Annotated in this window: 15 protein-coding genes; 12 read left to right on the top strand and 3 right to left on the bottom strand. The window is 70.4% G+C overall.

What is annotated here, in order from left to right:
• Positions 1 to 226: 226 nt before the first annotated feature.
• Entirely contained in the window at positions 227 to 1384 is a 1158-nt protein-coding gene (locus tag ABZ454_RS15585) for an aromatic acid exporter family protein (protein WP_356318205.1), read from the bottom strand.
• A gap of 315 nt (positions 1385 to 1699) precedes the next feature.
• Positions 1700 to 2461: a ZIP family zinc transporter gene (locus ABZ454_RS15580; protein ID WP_356318207.1), complete on the bottom strand. Its 762-nt coding sequence runs from the start codon at positions 2459 to 2461 to the stop codon at positions 1700 to 1702.
• A gap of 198 nt (positions 2462 to 2659) precedes the next feature.
• Here ABZ454_RS15580 and ABZ454_RS15575 point away from each other — a divergent pair, with 198 nt between their 5' ends.
• The 6 genes from ABZ454_RS15575 to ABZ454_RS15550 all read left to right on the top strand — a co-directional run bounded on the left by ABZ454_RS15575 (position 2660) and on the right by ABZ454_RS15550 (position 11266).
• On the top strand, positions 2660 to 3961 hold the full coding sequence (locus tag ABZ454_RS15575) for a DUF4192 domain-containing protein (RefSeq protein WP_359538281.1): 1302 nt from the start codon (positions 2660 to 2662) through the stop codon (positions 3959 to 3961).
• 114 nt (positions 3962 to 4075) lie between these two features.
• On the top strand, positions 4076 to 4840 hold the full coding sequence (locus ABZ454_RS15570) for an NUDIX domain-containing protein (RefSeq protein WP_356318211.1): 765 nt from the start codon (positions 4076 to 4078) through the stop codon (positions 4838 to 4840).
• Between the two features lie 585 nt (positions 4841 to 5425).
• Positions 5426 to 7345: an ATP-binding cassette domain-containing protein gene (locus ABZ454_RS15565; protein ID WP_359538279.1), complete on the top strand. Its 1920-nt coding sequence runs from the start codon at positions 5426 to 5428 to the stop codon at positions 7343 to 7345.
• A 181-nt stretch (positions 7346 to 7526) separates the two neighbouring features.
• Entirely contained in the window at positions 7527 to 8393 is an 867-nt protein-coding gene (locus ABZ454_RS15560) for a FadR/GntR family transcriptional regulator (protein ID WP_359538375.1), read from the top strand.
• A 322-nt stretch (positions 8394 to 8715) separates the two neighbouring features.
• Positions 8716 to 10266 carry an RNA polymerase sigma factor gene (locus ABZ454_RS15555; protein WP_356318215.1) on the top strand — a complete coding sequence of 517 codons (1551 nt, stop codon included), beginning with the start codon at positions 8716 to 8718 and terminating at the stop codon, positions 10264 to 10266.
• Positions 10267 to 10435: 169 nt separating this feature from the next.
• Positions 10436 to 11266, top strand: coding sequence for a serine protease (locus tag ABZ454_RS15550; protein ID WP_359538277.1), 831 nt, complete (start codon positions 10436 to 10438; stop codon positions 11264 to 11266).
• A 100-nt stretch (positions 11267 to 11366) separates the two neighbouring features.
• Here the strand turns inward: ABZ454_RS15550 and ABZ454_RS15545 are convergent, their stop codons facing one another.
• Positions 11367 to 11597, bottom strand: coding sequence for a hypothetical protein (locus tag ABZ454_RS15545; RefSeq protein WP_018105354.1), 231 nt, complete (start codon positions 11595 to 11597; stop codon positions 11367 to 11369).
• 433 nt (positions 11598 to 12030) lie between these two features.
• Here ABZ454_RS15545 and ABZ454_RS15540 point away from each other — a divergent pair, with 433 nt between their 5' ends.
• The 6 genes from ABZ454_RS15540 (at position 12031) to ABZ454_RS15515 (ending at position 18841) form a co-directional block, all read left to right on the top strand.
• On the top strand, positions 12031 to 14151 hold the full coding sequence (locus ABZ454_RS15540) for a DNA topoisomerase IV subunit B (RefSeq protein WP_359538275.1): 2121 nt from the start codon (positions 12031 to 12033) through the stop codon (positions 14149 to 14151).
• Positions 14152 to 14324: 173 nt separating this feature from the next.
• Positions 14325 to 14843: a DUF1453 domain-containing protein gene (locus ABZ454_RS15535; RefSeq protein ID WP_359538274.1), complete on the top strand. Its 519-nt coding sequence runs from the start codon at positions 14325 to 14327 to the stop codon at positions 14841 to 14843.
• Complete coding sequence (locus ABZ454_RS15530) at positions 14840 to 16003, top strand: histidine kinase (RefSeq protein WP_359538272.1); 1164 nt, start codon at positions 14840 to 14842, stop codon at positions 16001 to 16003. The genes ABZ454_RS15535 and ABZ454_RS15530 overlap by 4 nt, the downstream gene beginning before the upstream one ends.
• A complete protein-coding gene (locus ABZ454_RS15525) occupies positions 16000 to 16677 on the top strand; it encodes a response regulator transcription factor (RefSeq protein WP_359538270.1) in 678 nt (225 codons plus the stop codon). Before ABZ454_RS15530 ends, ABZ454_RS15525 begins: the two co-directional genes overlap by 4 nt.
• 131 nt (positions 16678 to 16808) lie before the next feature.
• Complete coding sequence (locus tag ABZ454_RS15520; RefSeq protein ID WP_356318397.1) at positions 16809 to 17252, top strand: DUF485 domain-containing protein; 444 nt, start codon at positions 16809 to 16811, stop codon at positions 17250 to 17252.
• Positions 17249 to 18841: a cation acetate symporter gene (locus ABZ454_RS15515; protein WP_359538268.1), complete on the top strand. Its 1593-nt coding sequence runs from the start codon at positions 17249 to 17251 to the stop codon at positions 18839 to 18841. The genes ABZ454_RS15520 and ABZ454_RS15515 overlap by 4 nt, the downstream gene beginning before the upstream one ends.
• Positions 18842 to 18876: the final 35 nt, after the last annotated feature.

Here is an 18876-nt window from a genome sequence, read left to right as displayed (position 1 = left end):
TGGCGGTCAGGATGCGCCGGCCGGTGGGCTCTGTCCTTTCCTGTCCTTTCCTGTCCTGCTCTGGACGACGGCAGGGGCTCTCAGCGCAACGGTTGGCTGTGAACGCCGGGATACGGCGTCGGTCGCCGGTCGCCGGTCGTCGGTCGCCGGGCGCCGGGCGCCGGGCGTCGGGCGTCGGGCGTCGGTGGTGAGGCGACCCCCCTGCCGACGCCGCCCGCGCGGACGTTCAGTGCTGGACGAGTTGGTCGGCAAGGCGGCGGGCCTGTGCCAGTAGCGCGCCGTGGGTCGCCAGTGCCTCGGGATCGTCCTGCACGATGCCGGGCAGCTTCCGATGGAGTTCGTCGAGGCTTCGGTCGAGGTCCTCGACGGCCTCGTGCAGGAGCCCGTCGGCGGGCTGCGACGTGCCGGTACCTGCGAACCGGGTCTCGCCGTAGAGGCCGATCGCACGGGCGGTGTGGTGCAGGAAGTCGGCGTAGGGGCCGGTGCTCCGCGGGCCGTGGTGGGCTGCTTCGTCGGCGTGGCTCGCGGTCTCCAGCACGGTGCGTGTCACGCCTGCGGTGTGCACGGCGACATGGTCCAGTACGGTCAGCGCGTCGTCGTACGCCTTGCCGGGCGGGAAGACGGCACCCGTACGGCGCCCGCGGTGGTTGCCCCGCATGCTCTCGCGGCTCCAGCCGATCGCGGAACGGGCCTGCTCGACCAGGCGTCCCAGCCGCAGCGCCCGTTCATGCCACTCCGCGGCCGCGGGACTGTCCCACTCACCGACGTCCAGCCCCTTCGCCACCGCTTCCAGGATGTCCTGCGCCTCGCACGCCGCGTCCTGCAGGGCGGCGCGGGTGTCACGCAGATACAGGGGAGGCCGGACCAGCGCGTTGACCGCGATGCCGACCACCGCTCCGAAGACCGCCTCCGCGATGCGCGCCCCGGACGTGGCCAGGGAGACCTGTCCGCCGGTCAGGACGAACAGCGCGCCAGTGGCGGCGTAGATGCCCTGGCTCCCCAGGCGCCGCCACTGGCCCAGCAGCAACACCGCCGGAAGCACCACGGCCATCGTCACCATCGTGCTGTCCAGCACCAGCGCGACGCCCGTCGCGACCGCCGTGCCCACGGCGATCGCCGCGACCTGCTGCAGACCGTGCGCGAGCGACCGGTACACCGTCGACTCCACCAGCACCACCGCCACCCACGGAGCGACGAACGCCATCGGAGCCTGCAGCCACCAGCCCGCCACCGCCCACGCCACACAGGCGGCCAGCGCCGCCTTGCCGACCTGTACCGTCAGATCGCGTTCACGGCCCGGCTCCGTCCACGCCCGCCGGACCGCCCGCACAGCAGCCCCGCCATGACGACGGACCACCCCTGTCGCCCAACCCGTCCACTCCATGGCACAGCAACTGCCCCACCAGAACAAACAGATGCGCCGTTGTGGGCGCCCTCACGGCCATCGACCAGGGCCGACGACACAGGACCAGCTGCCGACCCGGCCCCAGACGCTGACCCGCCCCACACGCCGTCTCGGTCCAGCCGCGGGCTGTGGCGCCGAGTGAAGTCCCGGGCTTGCGCGGCGCCGTGATCGTCTTTCTGCCAGCTCGTTCCCAGCAGCGTTCCCCCTGGCGTCGGCCCGGTGGCGTCGTCCCTGTGCCCCGCCTGTCCCGCGCGGCGCCTCTGGACGGTCCACGCGCTTCCCTCATCCCAGCGGTCAAGCGTGGGAGAGGGCGAAGGAGACCAGGAAGCCGCACACCGTGATCAGTCCGATGGCCAGGTGAGCGTCCTCGAACGCTTCGGGAATCATCGTGTCGGCGATCATGGCGAGAATCGCCCCCGCCGCTACCGCGGTCACCGCGGCGATCACGGACGGAGAGAAGGACCCGACCACCGTGTATCCGAGGACGGCCGACACCGTGCTGGCTGCCGCGATCGCCGCCCAGACACCGAAGACATATCCCTTGGTGCGCCCCGCCTTCTTCATCCCCGCCGAACTGGACAGTCCCTCGGGCACGTTGCTGATGAACACCGCAGCCACCGTCACCAGGCTGACCGCGCCGCCATGGAGAAGGCTGACCCCGATCACGGCGGACTCCGGCACCCCGTCGAGCAGAGCCCCGAGCGCGAGCGCCGTTCCGGACCCACCCTGCTCCACCTCCGAGGGCTGCGCCTGCCCCCGCTCGTGACCGGAGCGCTTGCGGTGCCGGGCACCCCGGCCGGCGAGCCACACGTTGCCCCCGGTGTAGGCCAGGGCGCCGATGAGGGTGCCGACGACCGCAGGAGCAAGTCCCGCCTGCTCGTACGCCTCCCCGACCAGCTCGAAGGACACCGCTGAGATCAGCACTCCGGCCCCGAAGGCCATCACGGTCGCGATCACCTTGGGCGGCACCCGCAGCCCGTATCCCAGCGCAGCACCGACCAGCAGCGCCGAACCCGCCACCAGCCCCCACAGCCCAGCCTCTACCACTTCAGCCATGCCGCCTCGCCTACCCACTATGGATGTGGATCAACGGGGTGGCGAAACCGGGCCGACGCCACAGGCGACTGTGGGCGCGTGTGGCATACCCCCATGCAACCCGACGCGCACGGTAAAACGCCAACGACTGGTCACTCCCTGTGGATAAGTTATCCACAGGGGGTAGCGGAATGTGTCCCGACGGGAGACGGTCGTCCCATGAACACGCACCACGAATCCACCGGACCGTCCGACGAGCAGCAGATCACCCTGCGAGGGCCCGCCGAGCTGGCCGACGCCCTCCCGTACCTCATGGGATTCCATCCGAACGACAGCGTGGTCATGGTCGCCCTGCACGGCGGCCGAGGCCGTTTCGGCGGGCGCTTGAGGCTGGGTATCCCGCAGGCCGCGCACGAGTGGCCATCGGTGGCCGAGCAGCTGGCCGAGTGCCTGATCAAGGGGAGCGAGCGGCGCGGCGGGCGACCCGACGCGATCGTGATCTTCCTCTGCCAGGATCCGGCCGAAGGGGAAACGGGCCATCAGACCATGGAACGGCTGCGGCCCTTCGCCCAGCGGCTGCGGACCGCCTGTGGGGCGCTGGACGTGCCGGTGCTCGAAGCGCTCTGCATCTCCGACGGCAGGTTCTGGTCGTACGTCTGCCCCGACGCCCGCTGCTGCCCGGCCGAGGGAAATCAGCTGACCATGCCCGGCACCTCCGTGATGGCTGCGGCAGCGACCTACGCCGGCATTCAGGTGCGGGGGTCGCTGCGCGAGATGGAGGCCAGGCTGGCGCCGCAGTCGGCTGCGGGAGGCCGCGAGCAGCAACGGGCTCTGGACTCGGCCGGGGCGGCGCTGGTGCCGAAACTCCTCGACCAGGAGAGCCGCAGGGAGGTCGGCGGCACGACCCTGAAGCTTGCCCGACGGCTCATGAAGCGCCTCGAACGGGCCCCTGCGGCAACGCCGTCACTGTCCGACCTCAACGACGACCGGCTGATCAGCCACGAGGAGGCGGCCGAGGTGATTCTGGGGCTCCAGGACCGGGAGACCCGGGACAGGGCCGCAGAGTGGATGGAAGGGCCCGAGGCGGAGTCCGCACTGCGGTTGTGGCGGGCGCTGGCGCGCCGTTGTGTCCCGCCGTACCAGGAGCATGCGGCGGCGCCGCTCACCCTGGCGGGCTGGGTCTCGTGGTCCACGGGTGACGAGCCGGCGGCGAGGGTGGCTCTGGGCCTGGCGCTGCGACTGGACCCCGGCTACACCTTCGCCCAGCTGTTGCACGAGGCCTGCAACCAGGGGCTCGATCCGGAGACGCTGCGACGCTGCCTGCGCGGTGAGCGCGGCAGCCGGACGGCGCGGCGGGGTCACGCTACGGGACGGGTCGCGGGGGCCCGTTCCGTTCGGGCCCAACTGGCCAGGCAGCGCCGGGCGCGGCCCGGCGCGACCCGTCCTGGCTCGGGGCCGGGCCGACGCCGGCCCGGACAGCCGCGCACTCAGGACCGACGGGGCACGAGGACCGGGCGATGAGAGCGTGCGGTGCCGGTTCGCGGCACCGCGCCATCGGTCTCGTCGAGTGCAGTGACCGACGAACAGCAGCGCGAAGGGAGTGTTTATCGTCAGGCAGACGACTATGATCACGGCATGCCGCCCTACGACCCGTCGACCTTCCCGCCCTTCGCTGTCACCGTCGACCTGGTCGTGCTCACGGTGCGCCGTCACGCGCTCTGCGCTCTGGTGGTACGCCGGGGTGAGACACCGTTCCAGGGCAGGTGGGCGCTGCCCGGCGGTTTCGTCAGGGCCGATGAGGACCTCGGTGCCGCGGCGGCGCGCGAGCTCGTGGAGGAGACCGGGTTGTGTGCACACGACCCGGCGGCCCCGGCGGTCGGCAACGGAGCGCACCTCGAACAACTCGCCACGTACGGGGACCCCGCGCGCGACCCGCGCATGAGGGTGGTCAGCGTCGCCCATCTCGCGTTGGCGCCTGATCTGCCCGCTCCGCGGGCGGGCGGGGACGCGAACAGTGCGCGGTGGGCACCCGTCGAGGACCTGCTCGGGCCGGAGGGGAGCTATGGGCGGGACGGTGAACAACAGGCGCCGTTGGCCTTCGACCACGCCCGGATCCTCGCCGACGGTGTGGAGCGGGCCCGCTCCAAGATCGAGTACTCCTCCCTGGCCACCGCGTTCTGCCCGCCCGCGTTCACGGTCGGCGAGCTGCGCCGGGTGTACGAGGCGGTGTGGGGCGTCGTGCTCGATCCGAGGAACTTCCATCGCAAGGTGACGGGTACGCCCGGCTTCCTGGTGCCCGCCGGCGGCACGACCACCAGGCAGGGTGGCCGCCCTGCCCAGTTGTTCCGATCGGGTTCGGCCACTGTGCTGAATCCGCCGATGCTGCGGCCCGAGGTCTGACCGCGGTGGACTGGAGTCCGAGGTCCGACCGCCGGCGGCCTGGCCGCCGGGCCTGACCGCCGGGGTCCGACCGCCGGGGTCTGGTCGCCGACGCCCGGTTTCCGTTGTTCGACCGTTGAGGCCTGACCGCCGGGGCTCGGCCTCCGACGTCTGACCACCGAGGCCTGACTGTCGACGCCTGACCGCCCGGGCTCTGCCCCGTCGGCGGGCGCTCGCGGCTGAAGTCTGAGGTCTCAGCCGCGAGATCCGACAGCTCAGGCCCGACAGCTCAGGCCCGACAGCTCAGGCCCGACAGCTCAGGCCCGGCAGCTGAGGTCCGACAGCTCCGGCCTAGCAGCTCAGATCCGACAGCTCAGGCCGGGCGGCTCAGGCCGGGCGGCTCAGCGCAGGGTCGGCCCGTCCGGAACTCGGCCCTGTCAGGCCGACGCCCGGAGTCTGGCCTTGAGGCAGTGCCCTGCAGGCCCCGTTCGCCCATGCCAGCCGGAACGCCGTGGAGACGACCTTGCGCAAAAAGCCCGATATGTCGGGTTATCTTGCTGCGGTACCTTCTGCCGTCGAGCGGCCTCACCTTCTGCGAGAGAAGCGATGCTCCAGGCCATCGGACTCACCAGCACCCGCCACCGCGGACGACCGCCCGCGGTGAACGACCTCACGTTCGAAGCAGGATCCGGCTGCGTGACCGCACTGCTGGGCCCAGCCGGTTCCGGCAAGACCTCGGCTCTGCGGCTGATGCTCGAACTCGAGCCGGGACGTGGCATCACCTACTTCCGTGGCAGGCCCCTGCATCGCGTCGCCCAGCCGGCCCGGGAGGTGGGCGTGCTGCTCGGAGACGTGCCGGGGCACCCCTCCCGCACCGCCAGGGGACAGCTGCGCATGCTCTGCGCCGCAGCCGGGGTGTCTGCGTCCAGAGCCGACGACCTGCTCGACGCCGTGGGCCTCGCCGGGCTGGGGGACCAGCGCATCGGCACGCTCTCCCTCGGCATGGACCGCAGACTGGCACTCGCTTCCGCACTGCTCGCCGACCCGCACACGCTGATCCTCGACGAACCCGCCGAAGGCCTCAGCGCACCCGAGGCGGACTGGCTGCACGGCATGCTCAGAGACCATGCCGATCGGGGCGGCACCGTCCTCTACACCACGGAGGATCCCAAGGAGGCCGCCCGGACGGCCGGTCATGTGGTGACCATCGACGCCGGGCGCCTTGTCGCGGACCAGGAGGGCAGGGACTTCTCCCGCACGCGTCTGCGTCCTCGCGTCGCGGTCCGTTCCCCGCACGCCGCCCGCCTCGCCGCCATCGTCCGGCGCGAGGCGCGAGCCGCCCGGCGCTCCGTCGAGGTCGTCACCGAGGCGAGCAGCAACCACCTCTCCGTCTACGGAAGCAGCTGCGCGGAGATCGGTGACACGGCGTTCCGCCACGGGCTTCCCGTGCATCAGCTCGCCGACGAGGTCGGCGACACAGGCCCCGCCCGCCCTGCCCGCCCCGCCGGCACCGTTCGTTCCGCCGACCCCGCCCACCCCGCCGATTCCGTCGCGGCCCCCGGCCGCCCCGGGGACCGTCTCCCCAGGGACGCCCGTGGCGGCGCCGCACACGTGGGCGCTCCTTGCGCTGCGAGCGCCGCCGAGAAGAGCGGCGCCGCACCGGAGGCCGCCGCAGACGGCACGAAGGCCGCCGTTCGCATGCCCGTGAATGCCGCCAGGGCACCGTTGCCGCCACCGATCAGGCGGCGCTCGGCCCGCGGACCGCTGCGCCCGGTGCGGTACGAACTCCGGCGCCTCTTCGGCGTCAGGACCACGACCCTGATCGTCGCCGTCGCCCTGGTCGCCTCGACCGCTCTCTCCGTCCTGCTCGCCCGCAACGGTCGCACCCCGCTGCCGAACGTACTGGCGGCCTGGCCTTCGCTGTTGCCGCTGCCCCCCGCCGCGCTCGGCGCCGGGCTGCTCGGCGCCCTTTCCTTCGGCGACGAGTTCCGCTACCCGGCGCTCGCCGCCGGCCGCGGGGCCGTCCCCCGTCGGCTCGGCCTTCTCCTCGCCAAGCTGGCCGTGTCGGCGGGCGTCGCGCTGCTGCTGGCGCTGCTCGTCGTGCTGGCCTCGGCGGAAACACTTCGCCTCGTGTACGGCGGTGACTTGGTCCGGGCCCCTTCGAACGCGGTATCGCTGGCCGTGAGTTGGGCGGGCCTGACGGTCGGCTGCGCCTGGGCCGGACTGCTGGCCGCCGGGATCTTCCGCGTGACGGCGGCGGGAGTCGCCGCCGTGCTCGCCGTGCCCGTGCTGATCGTTCCGTTCATCCAGGTGATGCCGAAGGCGCCGACCGCTCGTTCGATGCGCGGACTTCCAGGCCGGCTGAGGGAACTGGCCTGGTTGCAGTGGCCGCACGAGGCGGACCGGTGGGTGGCCCCCGCGGTGCGGGTCGTGACGCATCCTGTGGGCGCGGCGCTGACCCTGTCGTTGTCGGTTCTTCTCTGCGCGTATCTGTTCACGAGCCTTCGCAGCAGAGTGCGTTGGTGATCGTGGAGCGGAATCCGCCCCCGCTGAGACTCACAACTCCATTGAAAATGCCCGTTCTGTGCCCATAAGGCGTCAATTGGCTGGCGGGTGCCGATCACCCTTTCGTGTGCTTTTCACCAAAGACCTCAAGGGGTCGCTGAGCCGCGCCGACAAAGGATGCGTGAGTACCCTTGCGCACACCATGATGACCGCCGCCCGCACCGCCGACACCGGCCTCCCCGGCCCGGGCGAACTCGACCGTTACACCTATCCGGACGCGCCGGCCGGCGAACGTGCAGCCGGCCGGGCCTGGGACGGCCCTGATACCGAACTCGGCCGGGTGGGCCGACGGGGATCCGCCAGCCGGGGCCGCGGTCTGCACGGCCAACTTGTTCAGCAGCTGGGTCAGATGATCGTTTCCGGCGACCTCGGCGCCGACCGGCCTCTGGTGCCGGAGGAGATCGGTCAGCGATTCGAGGTCTCCCGCACCGTTGTCCGGGAGTCGCTGCGCGTACTGGAGGCCAAGGGCCTGGTCAGCGCCCGGCCCAACGTGGGCACCCGGGTCCGGCCGGTCAGCGACTGGAATCTGCTCGATCCCGACATCATCGAATGGCGTGCGTTCGGCCCGCAGCGCGACGACCAGCGCCGCGAGCTGGGGGAGCTCCGATGGACGATCGAACCTCTCGCGGCCCGGCTGGCCGCCGGTCACAAGCGTGAGGATCTGCAGCAGCGGCTCGGGGACATGGTCGAGATCATGGGCCACGCGCTCGGGCAGGGCGACGCGATCACCTGCGCCCGTGCCGACGCGGAGTTCCATGCCCTGCTCATCCAGGCCGCGGGCAACCGCATGCTGGAACATCTCTCCGGCATCGTCTCAGCCGCTCTTCAGGTCTCGGGCGGGCCGGTCACCGGTTGCGACCGGCCCAGCGAGGCGTCTCTCGGCCACCACGCCCGCATCGTCGACGCCCTGGCGGCCGGCGACTCCGCGGGTGCCGAGGCGGCCATGCGCCAGCTGCTCGTGGCCCACCCCGAGGTGGAGCGAGTGGTGCCGGCGCCGCGCGAGCACTGACCGCGGCGCGGTCAGGTGTACGAGCCACGTGTCGTCGGACCCCCATGGTCCGGCGGCACAATTGTGGAGGGATGTCACTCCTGGTCTCGTTCGTCGCAAATGAGGTGTGACTCGGGCCACGCGGATTGGGCGTAACACTCCTCGAAACAGCGCGATGACTTAAGAGGTGACCGCCGAGGAAGGAATACAGCAGCCGTTCAGTGCGCTGTCCAGTTCTGAGGCCCAGCCCGCGCCGTCGGTACATTCCCAGCCCGACGGTCGTCGGTTCCAGCCCTCTCAGGGCCGGGCCGGAAGCCGTTTCCATCGTTCCGAGAGGTTGTTCGTGTCGGCCAGCACATCCCGTACGCTCCCGCCGGAGATCGCCGAGTCCGAATCTGTCATGGCGCTCATCGAGCGGGGAAAGGCTGATGGGCAGATCGCCGGCGACGACGTGCGTCGGGCCTTCGAGGCTGACCAGATTCCGCCAACCCAGTGGAAGAACGTTCTGCGCAGCCTCAACCAGATCCTCGAGGAAGAGGGTGTGACGCTGATGGTCAGTGCCGCGGAGCCGTCGAAGCGCGCCCGCAAGAGCAGCGTCGCAGCGAAGAGCCCGGTCAAGCGCACCGCCACCAAGACCGTCGCGGCCAAGACGACCGTGACACGGACCGTCGCGGCCCCCGCCGCCCCGTCGGCGGAGACCGTGGACGCGGTGTCCGACGACGCCGCCGCGGCCGCGCCCGCGAAGAAGGCGGCAGCCAAGAAGACGGCCGCCAAGAAGACCGCCGTGAAGAAGACGGCGGCGAAGAAGACCGCGTCCAAGAAGGCCGGCAAGCAGGACGACGAGATCCTCGACGGCGACGACGCGGCCGAGGAAGTCAAGGCCGGCAAGGGTGAGGAAGAGGAGGGCGAGGGCGAGAACAAGGGCTTCGTCCTCTCCGACGACGACGAGGACGACGCACCCGCGCAGCAGGTCGCCGTCGCCGGCGCCACGGCCGACCCGGTCAAGGACTACCTGAAGCAGATCGGCAAGGTCCCGCTCCTCAACGCCGAGCAGGAGGTCGAGCTCGCCAAGCGCATCGAGGCGGGTCTGTTCGCCGAGGACAAGCTGGCGAACGCCGACAAGCTCGCGCCCAAGCTCAAGCGCGAGCTGGAGATCATCGCCGAGGACGGGCGCCGCGCCAAGAACCACCTGCTGGAGGCCAACCTCCGTCTCGTGGTCTCGCTGGCCAAGCGTTACACCGGCCGCGGCATGCTCTTCCTGGACCTGATCCAGGAGGGCAACCTCGGTCTGATCCGCGCCGTCGAGAAGTTCGACTACACCAAGGGCTACAAGTTCTCCACGTACGCCACCTGGTGGATCCGTCAGGCGATCACCCGCGCCATGGCCGACCAGGCCCGCACCATCCGTATCCCGGTGCACATGGTCGAGGTCATCAACAAGCTCGCGCGCGTGCAGCGCCAGATGCTCCAGGACCTGGGCCGTGAGCCCACCCCGGAGGAGCTGGCCAAGGAACTCGACATGACCCCCGAGAAGGTCATCGAGGTCCAGAAGTACGGCCGTGAGCCGATTTCCCTCCACACCCCGCTGGGTGAGGACGGGGACAGCGAGTTCGGTGACCTGATCGAGGACTCCGAGGCGGTCGTTCCGGCCGACGCGGTCAGCTTCACGCTCCTCCAGGAGCAGCTGCACTCGGTGCTCGACACCCTGTCCGAGCGTGAGGCGGGCGTGGTCTCCATGCGCTTCGGTCTCACCGACGGACAGCCGAAGACGCTGGACGAGATCGGCAAGGTCTACGGCGTGACGCGTGAGCGCATCCGTCAGATCGAGTCCAAGACGATGTCCAAGCTGCGTCACCCGTCGCGCTCGCAGGTCCTGCGCGACTATCTCGACTAGTCGCAGAGGCACCTCGGCCGAGGGCCCGGATCCCATGGGATCCGGGCCCTCGGTCTGTGCTGTGCGGGGCCGGGTCCGCGCCGGTTCCGGCCGGTTCGCTGCGGGTGCGAGCCGCAGCCGGTCCGATGACTCTGGGTGGGCATGGTCCATCACTGAGTCAGGAGTACGTATGTCCCGCACTGTCATCCCCACCATGACCGGGGCGCTCGCCCTCGCTGCCGCAACGGCCCTGATACCGCTCGCGTCGCCCGCCTCGGCGGTCGCGGACGGCATCGTCATCGGCGGCCAGCCCGCTCACGTCAAGGACAGCCCATGGGTGGTGGCCCTCTCCAGCCGTGACCGGTTCGGTGGTACCCGGGCCGGCCAGTTCTGCGGAGCCGTCGTGGTCGGGCCGAAGAAGGCGTTGACTGCCGCGCACTGCCTGAGCCGGGAGGCGCTCGGTGTCGATGTCGGCCAGGTGCGTGATCTGCGGATCATCTCGGGCCGGGACGAGCTGAACGGCACCGACGGCAAGGAGATCGCGGTGAGCGGGACGTGGGTCAACCCCGGTTTCGACGCCATCACCAACAGCGGGGACGTCGCGGTTCTCACCCTCGCCGACGCACTGCCCGAACAGAGCGTGATCCCCATGGCCGCAGCCGGTGACTCCGCGTACCAGGCGGGTACGGCCGCGACGGTCTACGGGTGGGGTGACACGACCGGCAACGGCGACTACGTGACGTCACTCCGGTCCGCCGAGGTGACCGTGCTGCCGGACAGCTCGTGCGAAGAGGCCTACCCGGGAGGCGGCAGCGGCACGTACGAGGCCTCGGCGATGCTCTGCGCGGGCGAACCCCAGGGCGGGTACGACGCCTGCCAGGGGGACAGCGGAGGGCCTCTGGTGGCCCAGGGGAAGCTCGTGGGCCTCGTGTCCTGGGGGAACGGGTGCGGGCGTGCGGACAGCCCCGGCGTCTACACGCGGGTCTCCGCCGCCATCGAGTGGATGGCCGGCACCGGCTGACCGGCCCGCACGCATACGAGAACGGGCGGCTCCCCTTGTGCGGGGAGCCGCCCGTCGGCCGATGTGGGACCGGCCCCTGGCTCGTCGTGGATGCGAGGTGTCAGTGTTCCTCTTCGGCGGCTTGGGCCTGCACGGCCGTCAGCCGGTCCGTCTCATCCTGTATTTCCGCGGCGATCTTCTTGAGTTCCGGCTCGAACTTGCGCCCGTGGTGGGCACAGAAGAGCAGTTCACCGCCGCTGATCAGGACGACGCGCAGGTAGGCCTGGGCGCCGCAACGGTCACAGCGGTCTGCTGCGGTCAGCGGGCTCGCGGGGGTCAGAACAGTAGTCACGTCGCCTCTTCTCTAGCTCGACGAGCTGTCGTACCAGGGTCAACATCCAACCAGGCCGAAAACGTTCCCGCTCGTGGCATTTCTTCGAAACTTCTTCTCAAGATGGCTGTCTGTTGCTGGTTCGCGGCGAATGTGCCGTATTGCGTGGCGCTACGGTTTCGCGTTGCTTGTCTGGGTCGGTCCCGCCGGCTGGCTTGCCGGTTGTTCATGAGGACGTGCCCGGAGCCTAAATGGTTCATGCCTGGAAGGGAACGTGATGTGCATGTCACTCGAAGGAGGTATCGAACGCGCATGCGAGGCTGGACTAGTGTGAGGGTTCTCCGTGGGTGGCGTTACACCCGCTCTACCAGGCCTCGGTACCCTCTCAGCGGCGACCGAAGCCGAGCCCGTTACCCACGGGGCCCCAAATGAAATTCAGCGAGGAGCGAACCGCGTGACCGCCGATACGTCCGTGCCGTCCACTGCGCTGCTGACCGGAGCAGACCGAGACGGTTCCAACTACACCGCGCGGCACCTGCTCGTACTCGAAGGGCTCGAAGCGGTTCGCAAGCGCCCCGGCATGTACATCGGGTCCACCGACAGCCGCGGCCTCATGCACTGCCTCTGGGAGATCATCGACAATTCCGTCGACGAGGCCCTCGGCGGATACTGCGACCACATCGAGGTCATCCTCCACGACGACAACTCCGTCGAGGTCCGGGACAACGGCCGGGGCATCCCCATCGACGTGGAGCCCAAGACCGGCCTGTCCGGCGTCGAGGTCGTGATGACCAAGCTGCACGCCGGAGGCAAGTTCGGCGGTGGCTCCTACGCCGCGTCCGGCGGTCTGCACGGCGTCGGCGCCTCCGTCGTCAACGCCCTCTCCGCCCGGCTCGACGTCGAGGTCGACCGCAACAGCGCGACCCACTCGATCAGCTTCCGGCGCGGGGTGCCGGGGATGTTCACCGAGCAGGGGCCGGACAGCCCGTTCGACCCGGCCAACGGGCTCCTCAAGGGCAAGCGGGTCCCCAAGACGCGCACGGGCACCCGCGTGCGGTACTGGGCCGACCGGCAGATCTTCCTCAAGGACGCGAAACTCAACCTCGAGACGCTCTACCAGCGGGCCCGTCAGACGGCCTTCCTCGTCCCCGGCCTCACCATCGTCGTGCGCGACGAGCGCGGTCTGGAGGGAGAGGGCAAGACGGAGGAGACGTTCCGCTACGACGGCGGGATCAGCGAGTTCTGTGAGTACCTCGCCCAGGACAAGGCGGTCTGCGACGTCCTGCGCCTGACCGGGCAGGGCACGTTCAAGGAAACCGTTCCCGTGCTCGACGAGCGCGGCCACATGACGGCGACCGAGGTCACCCGGGAGCTGGTGGTCGACATCGCCATGCGCTGGGGCACGGGGTACGACACCAATCTGAAGTCGTTCGTCAACATCATCGCCACCCCCAAGGGCGGCACGCATGTGACCGGTTTCGAACGTGCTGTGACCAAGACGGTCAACGAGGTCCTCCGTTCCGCGAAGATGCTGCGCGTCGCCGAGGACGACATCGTCAAGGACGACGCGCTGGAGGGCCTCACCGCCGTCGTGACCGTACGGCTGGCGGAGCCGCAGTTCGAGGGGCAGACCAAGGAGGTGCTGGGCACCTCGGCGGCCAACCGCATCGTCGCCAACGTCGTGGCCAAGGAGCTCAAGGCGTTCCTGACCTCCACCAAGCGGGACGCGAAGGCCCAGGCCAGAGCCGTCCTGGAGAAGGCGGTGGCAGCTGCCCGGACCCGGATCGCCGCCCGTCAGCACAAGGACGCGCAGCGTCGCAAGACGGCTCTGGAGTCCTCCTCCCTGCCGGCGAAGCTCGCCGACTGCCGCAGCGACGACGTGGAGCGCAGCGAGCTGTTCATCGTGGAGGGCGACTCCGCGCTCGGCACCGCCAAGCTGGCACGGAACAGCGAGTTCCAGGCGCTGCTGCCGATCCGCGGCAAGATCCTCAACGTTCAGAAGGCATCCGTCTCCGACATGCTGAAGAACGCCGAGTGCGGCGCGATCATCCAGGTCATAGGAGCCGGGTCCGGTCGGACCTTCGACATCGACGCCGCCCGTTACGGCAAGATCGTGCTGCTGGTCGACGCCGACGTGGACGGCGCCCACATCCGCATCCTGCTGCTGACGCTGTTCCAGCGGTACATGCGTCCCATGGTCGAAGCCGGCCGCGTCTTCGCCGCCGTGCCGCCCCTGCACCGGATCGAGCTGGTCCAGCCGAAGAAGGGGCAGGACAAGTACATCTACACGTACTCGGACAACGAACTGCGCCAGCGGCTCCTGGAGCTCCAGCGGAAGAACGTCCGGTACAAGGACTCGATCCAGCGGTACAAGGGCCTCGGGGAGATGGACGCCGACCAGCTGGCGGAGACGACGATGGACCCGCGCCACCGCACACTGCGGCGGATCAACATCGGCGATCTGGAATCGTCGGAGAAGGTCTTCGACCTGCTGATGGGCAACGAAGTGGCCCCCCGCAAGGAGTTCATCACCAGCTCGGCGGCCACACTGGACCGTTCGCGCATCGACGTCTGAGCCCGTGTTCCGTCCGGCAGCTCGCCGGGCCGGGCCGTTGTCTCCCCCGGGGCGTCTCCACCCGGGGGTGGAGACAACGGCTCCACCCCCTGTCCACCCCTGAGCCGATCCGCCGGGCAGGGCCGTTTCCGTAGCGTCGGAGTGCACAAACTTTCCGCAGCTCGGAGGCGCCCATGCCCGGATTCCTCAATGTCCTGGTGATCATCGCGGTCATCGCTCTCGTCGTCGTCCGCCAGTGCCCGCCGCAGCGGGTCTCGGGCGACCGTCGGTGGTGGGTCCTGCCCGGCGTGCTGCTCGTCATGGCTCTGCGCGAGCCCGGACCCGTGGATCCGCGTCACCAGGCACAGTCCGTCGGCGTCCTGGGCGCAGAAGTGGCCGTGGGCGTGATCACCGGCGCCGGCTGGGCGTGGACCACCCGGCTCTGGCGTGCGGAGGACCGGGCCCTGTGGGGCAAGGGCACCCGGGCGACCGTCTGCGTCCGGACCGGAGGGCTGACGCTGCGAGCGGCCCTGTACGGGCTTGCCGCGGTCAGGGGCATACATCAGGGCGTCCCGGCCCTGATGACGGCTCTGGCGGCCACTCCGGTGGTGCGCAGCGGTGTGCTGGCGTGGCGGGCCGCCGAGATACCGCAGCCGTGCCGCGCCCCTGCCGAGGCCACGCCGCCGCGGCCGGCCTGGAAGGACCGTGTGTGACACCCGCCGCCTGGACCAGCTGGCCGTCGAGGGAGGCGCTCTCATGGGAGACCCGGACCCGTGCACGTGCTGTGATCGGGTGTTCCGTGAGAGCCGCGCTGCTCACTCTCATGCTCTGGGGGACCTTCGCGGGCGGTCGGTTCGGTCCGTGGGAGATCGTGGTCGGTCTGGCCGGAGTCGCCGGATGCGGGGCGGCCGCCGTGGCCTTCTTCCGGACCACTCGGGAAAACCGTCTCCGGCCCTCGCTCGGCCTGCTGTTCCTGCTCATGCTCGCGGCGTTCGGGGCGGAGCGGGCGGGGGCCGACGTTCCCGCGGTGGTGCTTTGGTGCGGCTGCGCCGTCACCGCGCTGGAGCGGCTGCCCCTCTCGGCCGGTGTTCCGTCCACCGCCGTGGCCCTCGGCGCGTACGTCGTGGTGGACACCGACGACTGGATGACCACGGCCGTGACCACGGCTGGGCTCTGCCTCGCGGGATATGTGCTGCGTCTGGACGCCGAGGCCCGGGGGAGCGGGCAGCGGCTCCTGGCCCAGGAGCGGGCGGCCCGGGTGGCGGAGGCGGAGACAGCCGCGCTGGACGAGCGGTCCAGGATCGCCCGGGAGATCCATGACGTGCTCGCGCACAGCCTCTCGGCGCAGATGGTGCATCTGGAGGCGGCGCGGCTGCTGATCGAGAGGGAGCCCTCGGGGGAATTCCGGGACCAGGTCCTGCAGCGGGTGGTCGCGGCCCGTTCCATGGCCCGGGAGGGGCTTGTCGAGACCCGCCAGGCGCTCTCCGCCCTGCGCGGCGAGGTGTCCCCCGTGGAGGAGTTCCTGCGGCAGCTGGTGGCGGTGGAGCCGGTCGAGGTCCGGGTGGAGGGGAGGCCGCGGACACTGACCGCCGAGGCCTCGCAGGCGGTCCGGCGCGTGGCGCAGGAGGCGCTCACCAATGTCAGCAAGCACGCCCCGGGGGCGAGGGTGCTGATCAGGCTGGAGTACCGACCGGACGCGATCGCCTTGGAAATCAGCGATACGGGTGGAGACGGCGCGGGGGGAGAGCTCGCTGTCAGTGGCTCCGGCTACGGTCTGCTGGGGATGAGGGAACGCGCCGAACTGCTGGGGGGCACGCTGGAGGCCGGCCCCGGAGAGGAGGGCTTCGTGGTGAGTCTGCGGGTGCCCGCGTGAGCGCGCGGGTGGTGGTCGCCGACGACCAGGCGGTGGTGCGTGAGGGAATCGTGATGCTGCTGGGGCTGCTGCCCGGGATCGAGGTGGTCGGATCGGCGAAGGACGGGGAGGAGGCCGTCGCTCTGGTGGCCGAGCTCGCCCCGGACGTTGTCCTGATGGACCTGCGGATGCCACGCTGCGACGGGGTGGAGGCAACGCGCCGCATCCGTAAGGACTTCCCCGGCACGCAGGTCGTGGTGCTGACGACCTTCGCCGATGACGATTCACTCTTCCCCGCGCTCCGGGCGGGGGCCCGCGGCTACCTGACGAAGGACGCCGGGGGTGACGAGATCGTGAGGGCCGTCCAGGCCGTGCGCTCGGGCGAGGCGGGGCTCTCGCCCGCCATCCAGCGCCGTCTGCTGGAGCAGGTCACCGCCGGGCCGCTGTCCCAGGCGGGGAGCGGTGAGCCGGAGCTGCCCGACGGAATGACCCCCCGTGAGGCCGAGGTGCTCGTCCTGATCGCCGAGGGAATGTCCAACGCGGAGATCGCTCGCAGCCTCCACATCTCGCAGGCCACGGTGAAGAGCCACATCAACAACCTGTTCGCCAAGGCTGGGCTTCGCGACCGGGCCCAGGCGGTCCGCTATGCGTACGTTCGAGGGCTCGCACTGCCGCACGGGACAACCTTCACCTGAAGAGGTGAAGTCCCGGGAATGAAGTGCCCGGGAACTTCCCGATCTGCCCATTCTTGGGTACGCGGCCGAAGTGGTCCGTGGACAAGGGGAGTTCTTCGGTGGAGAAGGAAGCAGGGCGCGAAGCCGCAGGAATGCGGCTCGACGACCCGTGGTACGACGCACTGGCCTCCGGATGGGGGGAACTGGACGGTACGGGCGGCTTCGCCCCCGCCGCCGCGCCCGGCCCCGCCGCACCCGGGCGCGGCCGCAGCGCGGCGGAGATCTATCTGGAGGTGCGGCGCAGCGAGGCCTTCCAAGAAGTGCGTCGTCGCTACCGGCGGTTCGTCGTCCCCGCCTCCCTGGCCTTTCTCGTCTGGTACCTCGCCTATGTCGTCACGGCGGTCACCGCGCCCGGCCTGATGGCGCGTCCGGTGGCCGGGGCGGTCAACGTCGCGATGGTCGCTGGACTGGGGCAGTTCCTCACCACCTTCCTGCTCACCGGTGCGTACGCACGGCACGCGCGGCTGCGAAGAGACCGGGCCGCGCTCGATCTGCGCTGGGACACCCAGGAGATGACGCGGGGGATCGGGCGTTGAGCGGCAACCACCAGACCCTGGCGCTCCTGCTGTTCAGCGCCTTCATCGCCGTCACTCTCGGCATCACGACCTGGGTGAGCCGCAACCGGCAAGGATCGGCCGAGGAGTTCTACGCGGGCGGGCGGCTGTTCTCCCCCATGGAGAACGGTTTCGCCATCGCCGGCGACTACATGTCGGCCGCCTCCTTCCTCGGCATCTCCGGAGTGATCGCCCTCTTCGGCTACGACGGCATGCTCTACTCGGTCGGCTTCCTGGTCGCCTGGCTCGTCGTTCTGCTGCTCGTGGCGGAACTCGTGCGCAACTGCGGGCGGTTCACCCTCGCCGACGTGGTGGCGGCGCGCATGGCGGAGCGCCCGGTCAGGATCGCCGCGGGGACCTCCTCCGTCACCGTCTCCGTCCTCTACCTGGTGGCGCAGATGGTCGGTGCGGGCAGCCTCGTCGCCCTGCTCCTCGGCGGAACGAGCGGCGCCGCACGGTCCTGGACGGTCATCGGGGTCGGGGCGCTGATGGTGGTCTACGTGTCACTCGGCGGAATGCGTGCCACCACCTGGATCCAGATCGTCAAGGCCGTACTGCTGATGGCGGGCACCGTGGTGCTCACCGTGCTGGTTCTGGTCCACTTCCATGGAAACGTCAACGAGCTGCTCAACTCCGCCGCCGACCGCAGCGGGCATGGCAAGGAGTTCCTCTCGCCCGGTCTGCGGTACGGCGGGAGCTGGACGGCGCGGATCGACTTCATCAGCCTGGGGCTGGCCCTGGTGCTCGGGACGGCAGGCCTCCCGCACATCCTCTCGCGCTTCTACACCGTGCCGACGGCCCGCGCCGCCCGCCGGTCGGTCGTCTGGTCCATCGGTCTCATCGGGAGCTTCTACCTGATGACGATCGTGCTCGGGTTCGGCGCGGCGGCACTCGTCGGATCGGCCGAGGTACGGGAGTCGAACCCGGCCGGCAACACGGCCGTTCCGCTGCTCGCCCTGGTCCTCGGCGGCGGGGAGGGTTCGACGGGGGGAACGATTCTGTTCGCCGTGGTCGCCGCCGTGGCCTTCGCGACCATCCTCGCCGTCGTCGCCGGTATCACCCTCGCCTCGTCCGCGTCCGTGGCGCACGACCTCTACGCCTCGCTCAAACGACCGGGCTCCCGGCCGTACAGCGAGGTCGCCGTGGCGCGGGTGGCCGCGGCGGGGATCGGGGTGGCCGCCATCGGGCTGGGGCTGCTCGCCCAGGACCTCAACGTGGCCTTCCTGGTGGGCCTGGCCTTCGCGGTCGCCGCGTCGGCGAACCTGCCGGTGTTGCTCTTCTCGCTCTTCTGGCGGAAGTTCACCACGCGCGGGGCGGTCTGGTCGGTCTACGGCGGTCTGGTTCCCGCGGTTCTGCTCGTCCTGCTCTCCCCGGTCGTCTCGGGCAGCCCCACCTCGCTGTTCCCCGGGGTGGACGTCCAGCTCTTCCCGCTGGAGAACCCGGGCCTGGTCTCGATCCCGCTGGGCTTCCTGGTCGGCTGGATCGGCACGGTCACCTCTGCCGAGCCGCCCGACGAGGCCAGGCACGCGGAGACCGAGGTGCGTGCGCTGACCGGTGCCGGCGCGGTGTGACCGGAGACTCTGTGCCCGAGCCTGCGCCGGGTGAC

This window comes from Streptomyces sp. NPDC005803 (genome assembly GCF_040630435.1).
In the GTDB taxonomy this organism is placed as follows: Bacteria; Actinomycetota; Actinomycetes; order Streptomycetales; family Streptomycetaceae; genus Streptomyces.
Note: the sequence above shows the minus strand (reverse complement) of the source record. Positions and strands in the feature narration are given on the sequence as shown.

Coding starts and splice junctions, on each gene's coding strand:
- ABZ454_RS15585 (WP_356318205.1), bottom strand. CDS start 1,384: ATGGAGTGGACGGGTTGGGCGACAGGGGTGGTCCGTCGTCATGGCGGG.
- ABZ454_RS15580 (WP_356318207.1), bottom strand. CDS start 2,461: ATGGCTGAAGTGGTAGAGGCTGGGCTGTGGGGGCTGGTGGCGGGTTCG.
- ABZ454_RS15575 (WP_359538281.1), top strand. CDS start 2,660: ATGAACACGCACCACGAATCCACCGGACCGTCCGACGAGCAGCAGATC.
- ABZ454_RS15570 (WP_356318211.1), top strand. CDS start 4,076: ATGCCGCCCTACGACCCGTCGACCTTCCCGCCCTTCGCTGTCACCGTC.
- ABZ454_RS15565 (WP_359538279.1), top strand. CDS start 5,426: ATGCTCCAGGCCATCGGACTCACCAGCACCCGCCACCGCGGACGACCG.
- ABZ454_RS15560 (WP_359538375.1), top strand. CDS start 7,527: ATGATGACCGCCGCCCGCACCGCCGACACCGGCCTCCCCGGCCCGGGC.
- ABZ454_RS15550 (WP_359538277.1), top strand. CDS start 10,436: ATGTCCCGCACTGTCATCCCCACCATGACCGGGGCGCTCGCCCTCGCT.
- ABZ454_RS15535 (WP_359538274.1), top strand. CDS start 14,325: ATGCCCGGATTCCTCAATGTCCTGGTGATCATCGCGGTCATCGCTCTC.
- ABZ454_RS15520 (WP_356318397.1), top strand. CDS start 16,809: ATGCGGCTCGACGACCCGTGGTACGACGCACTGGCCTCCGGATGGGGG.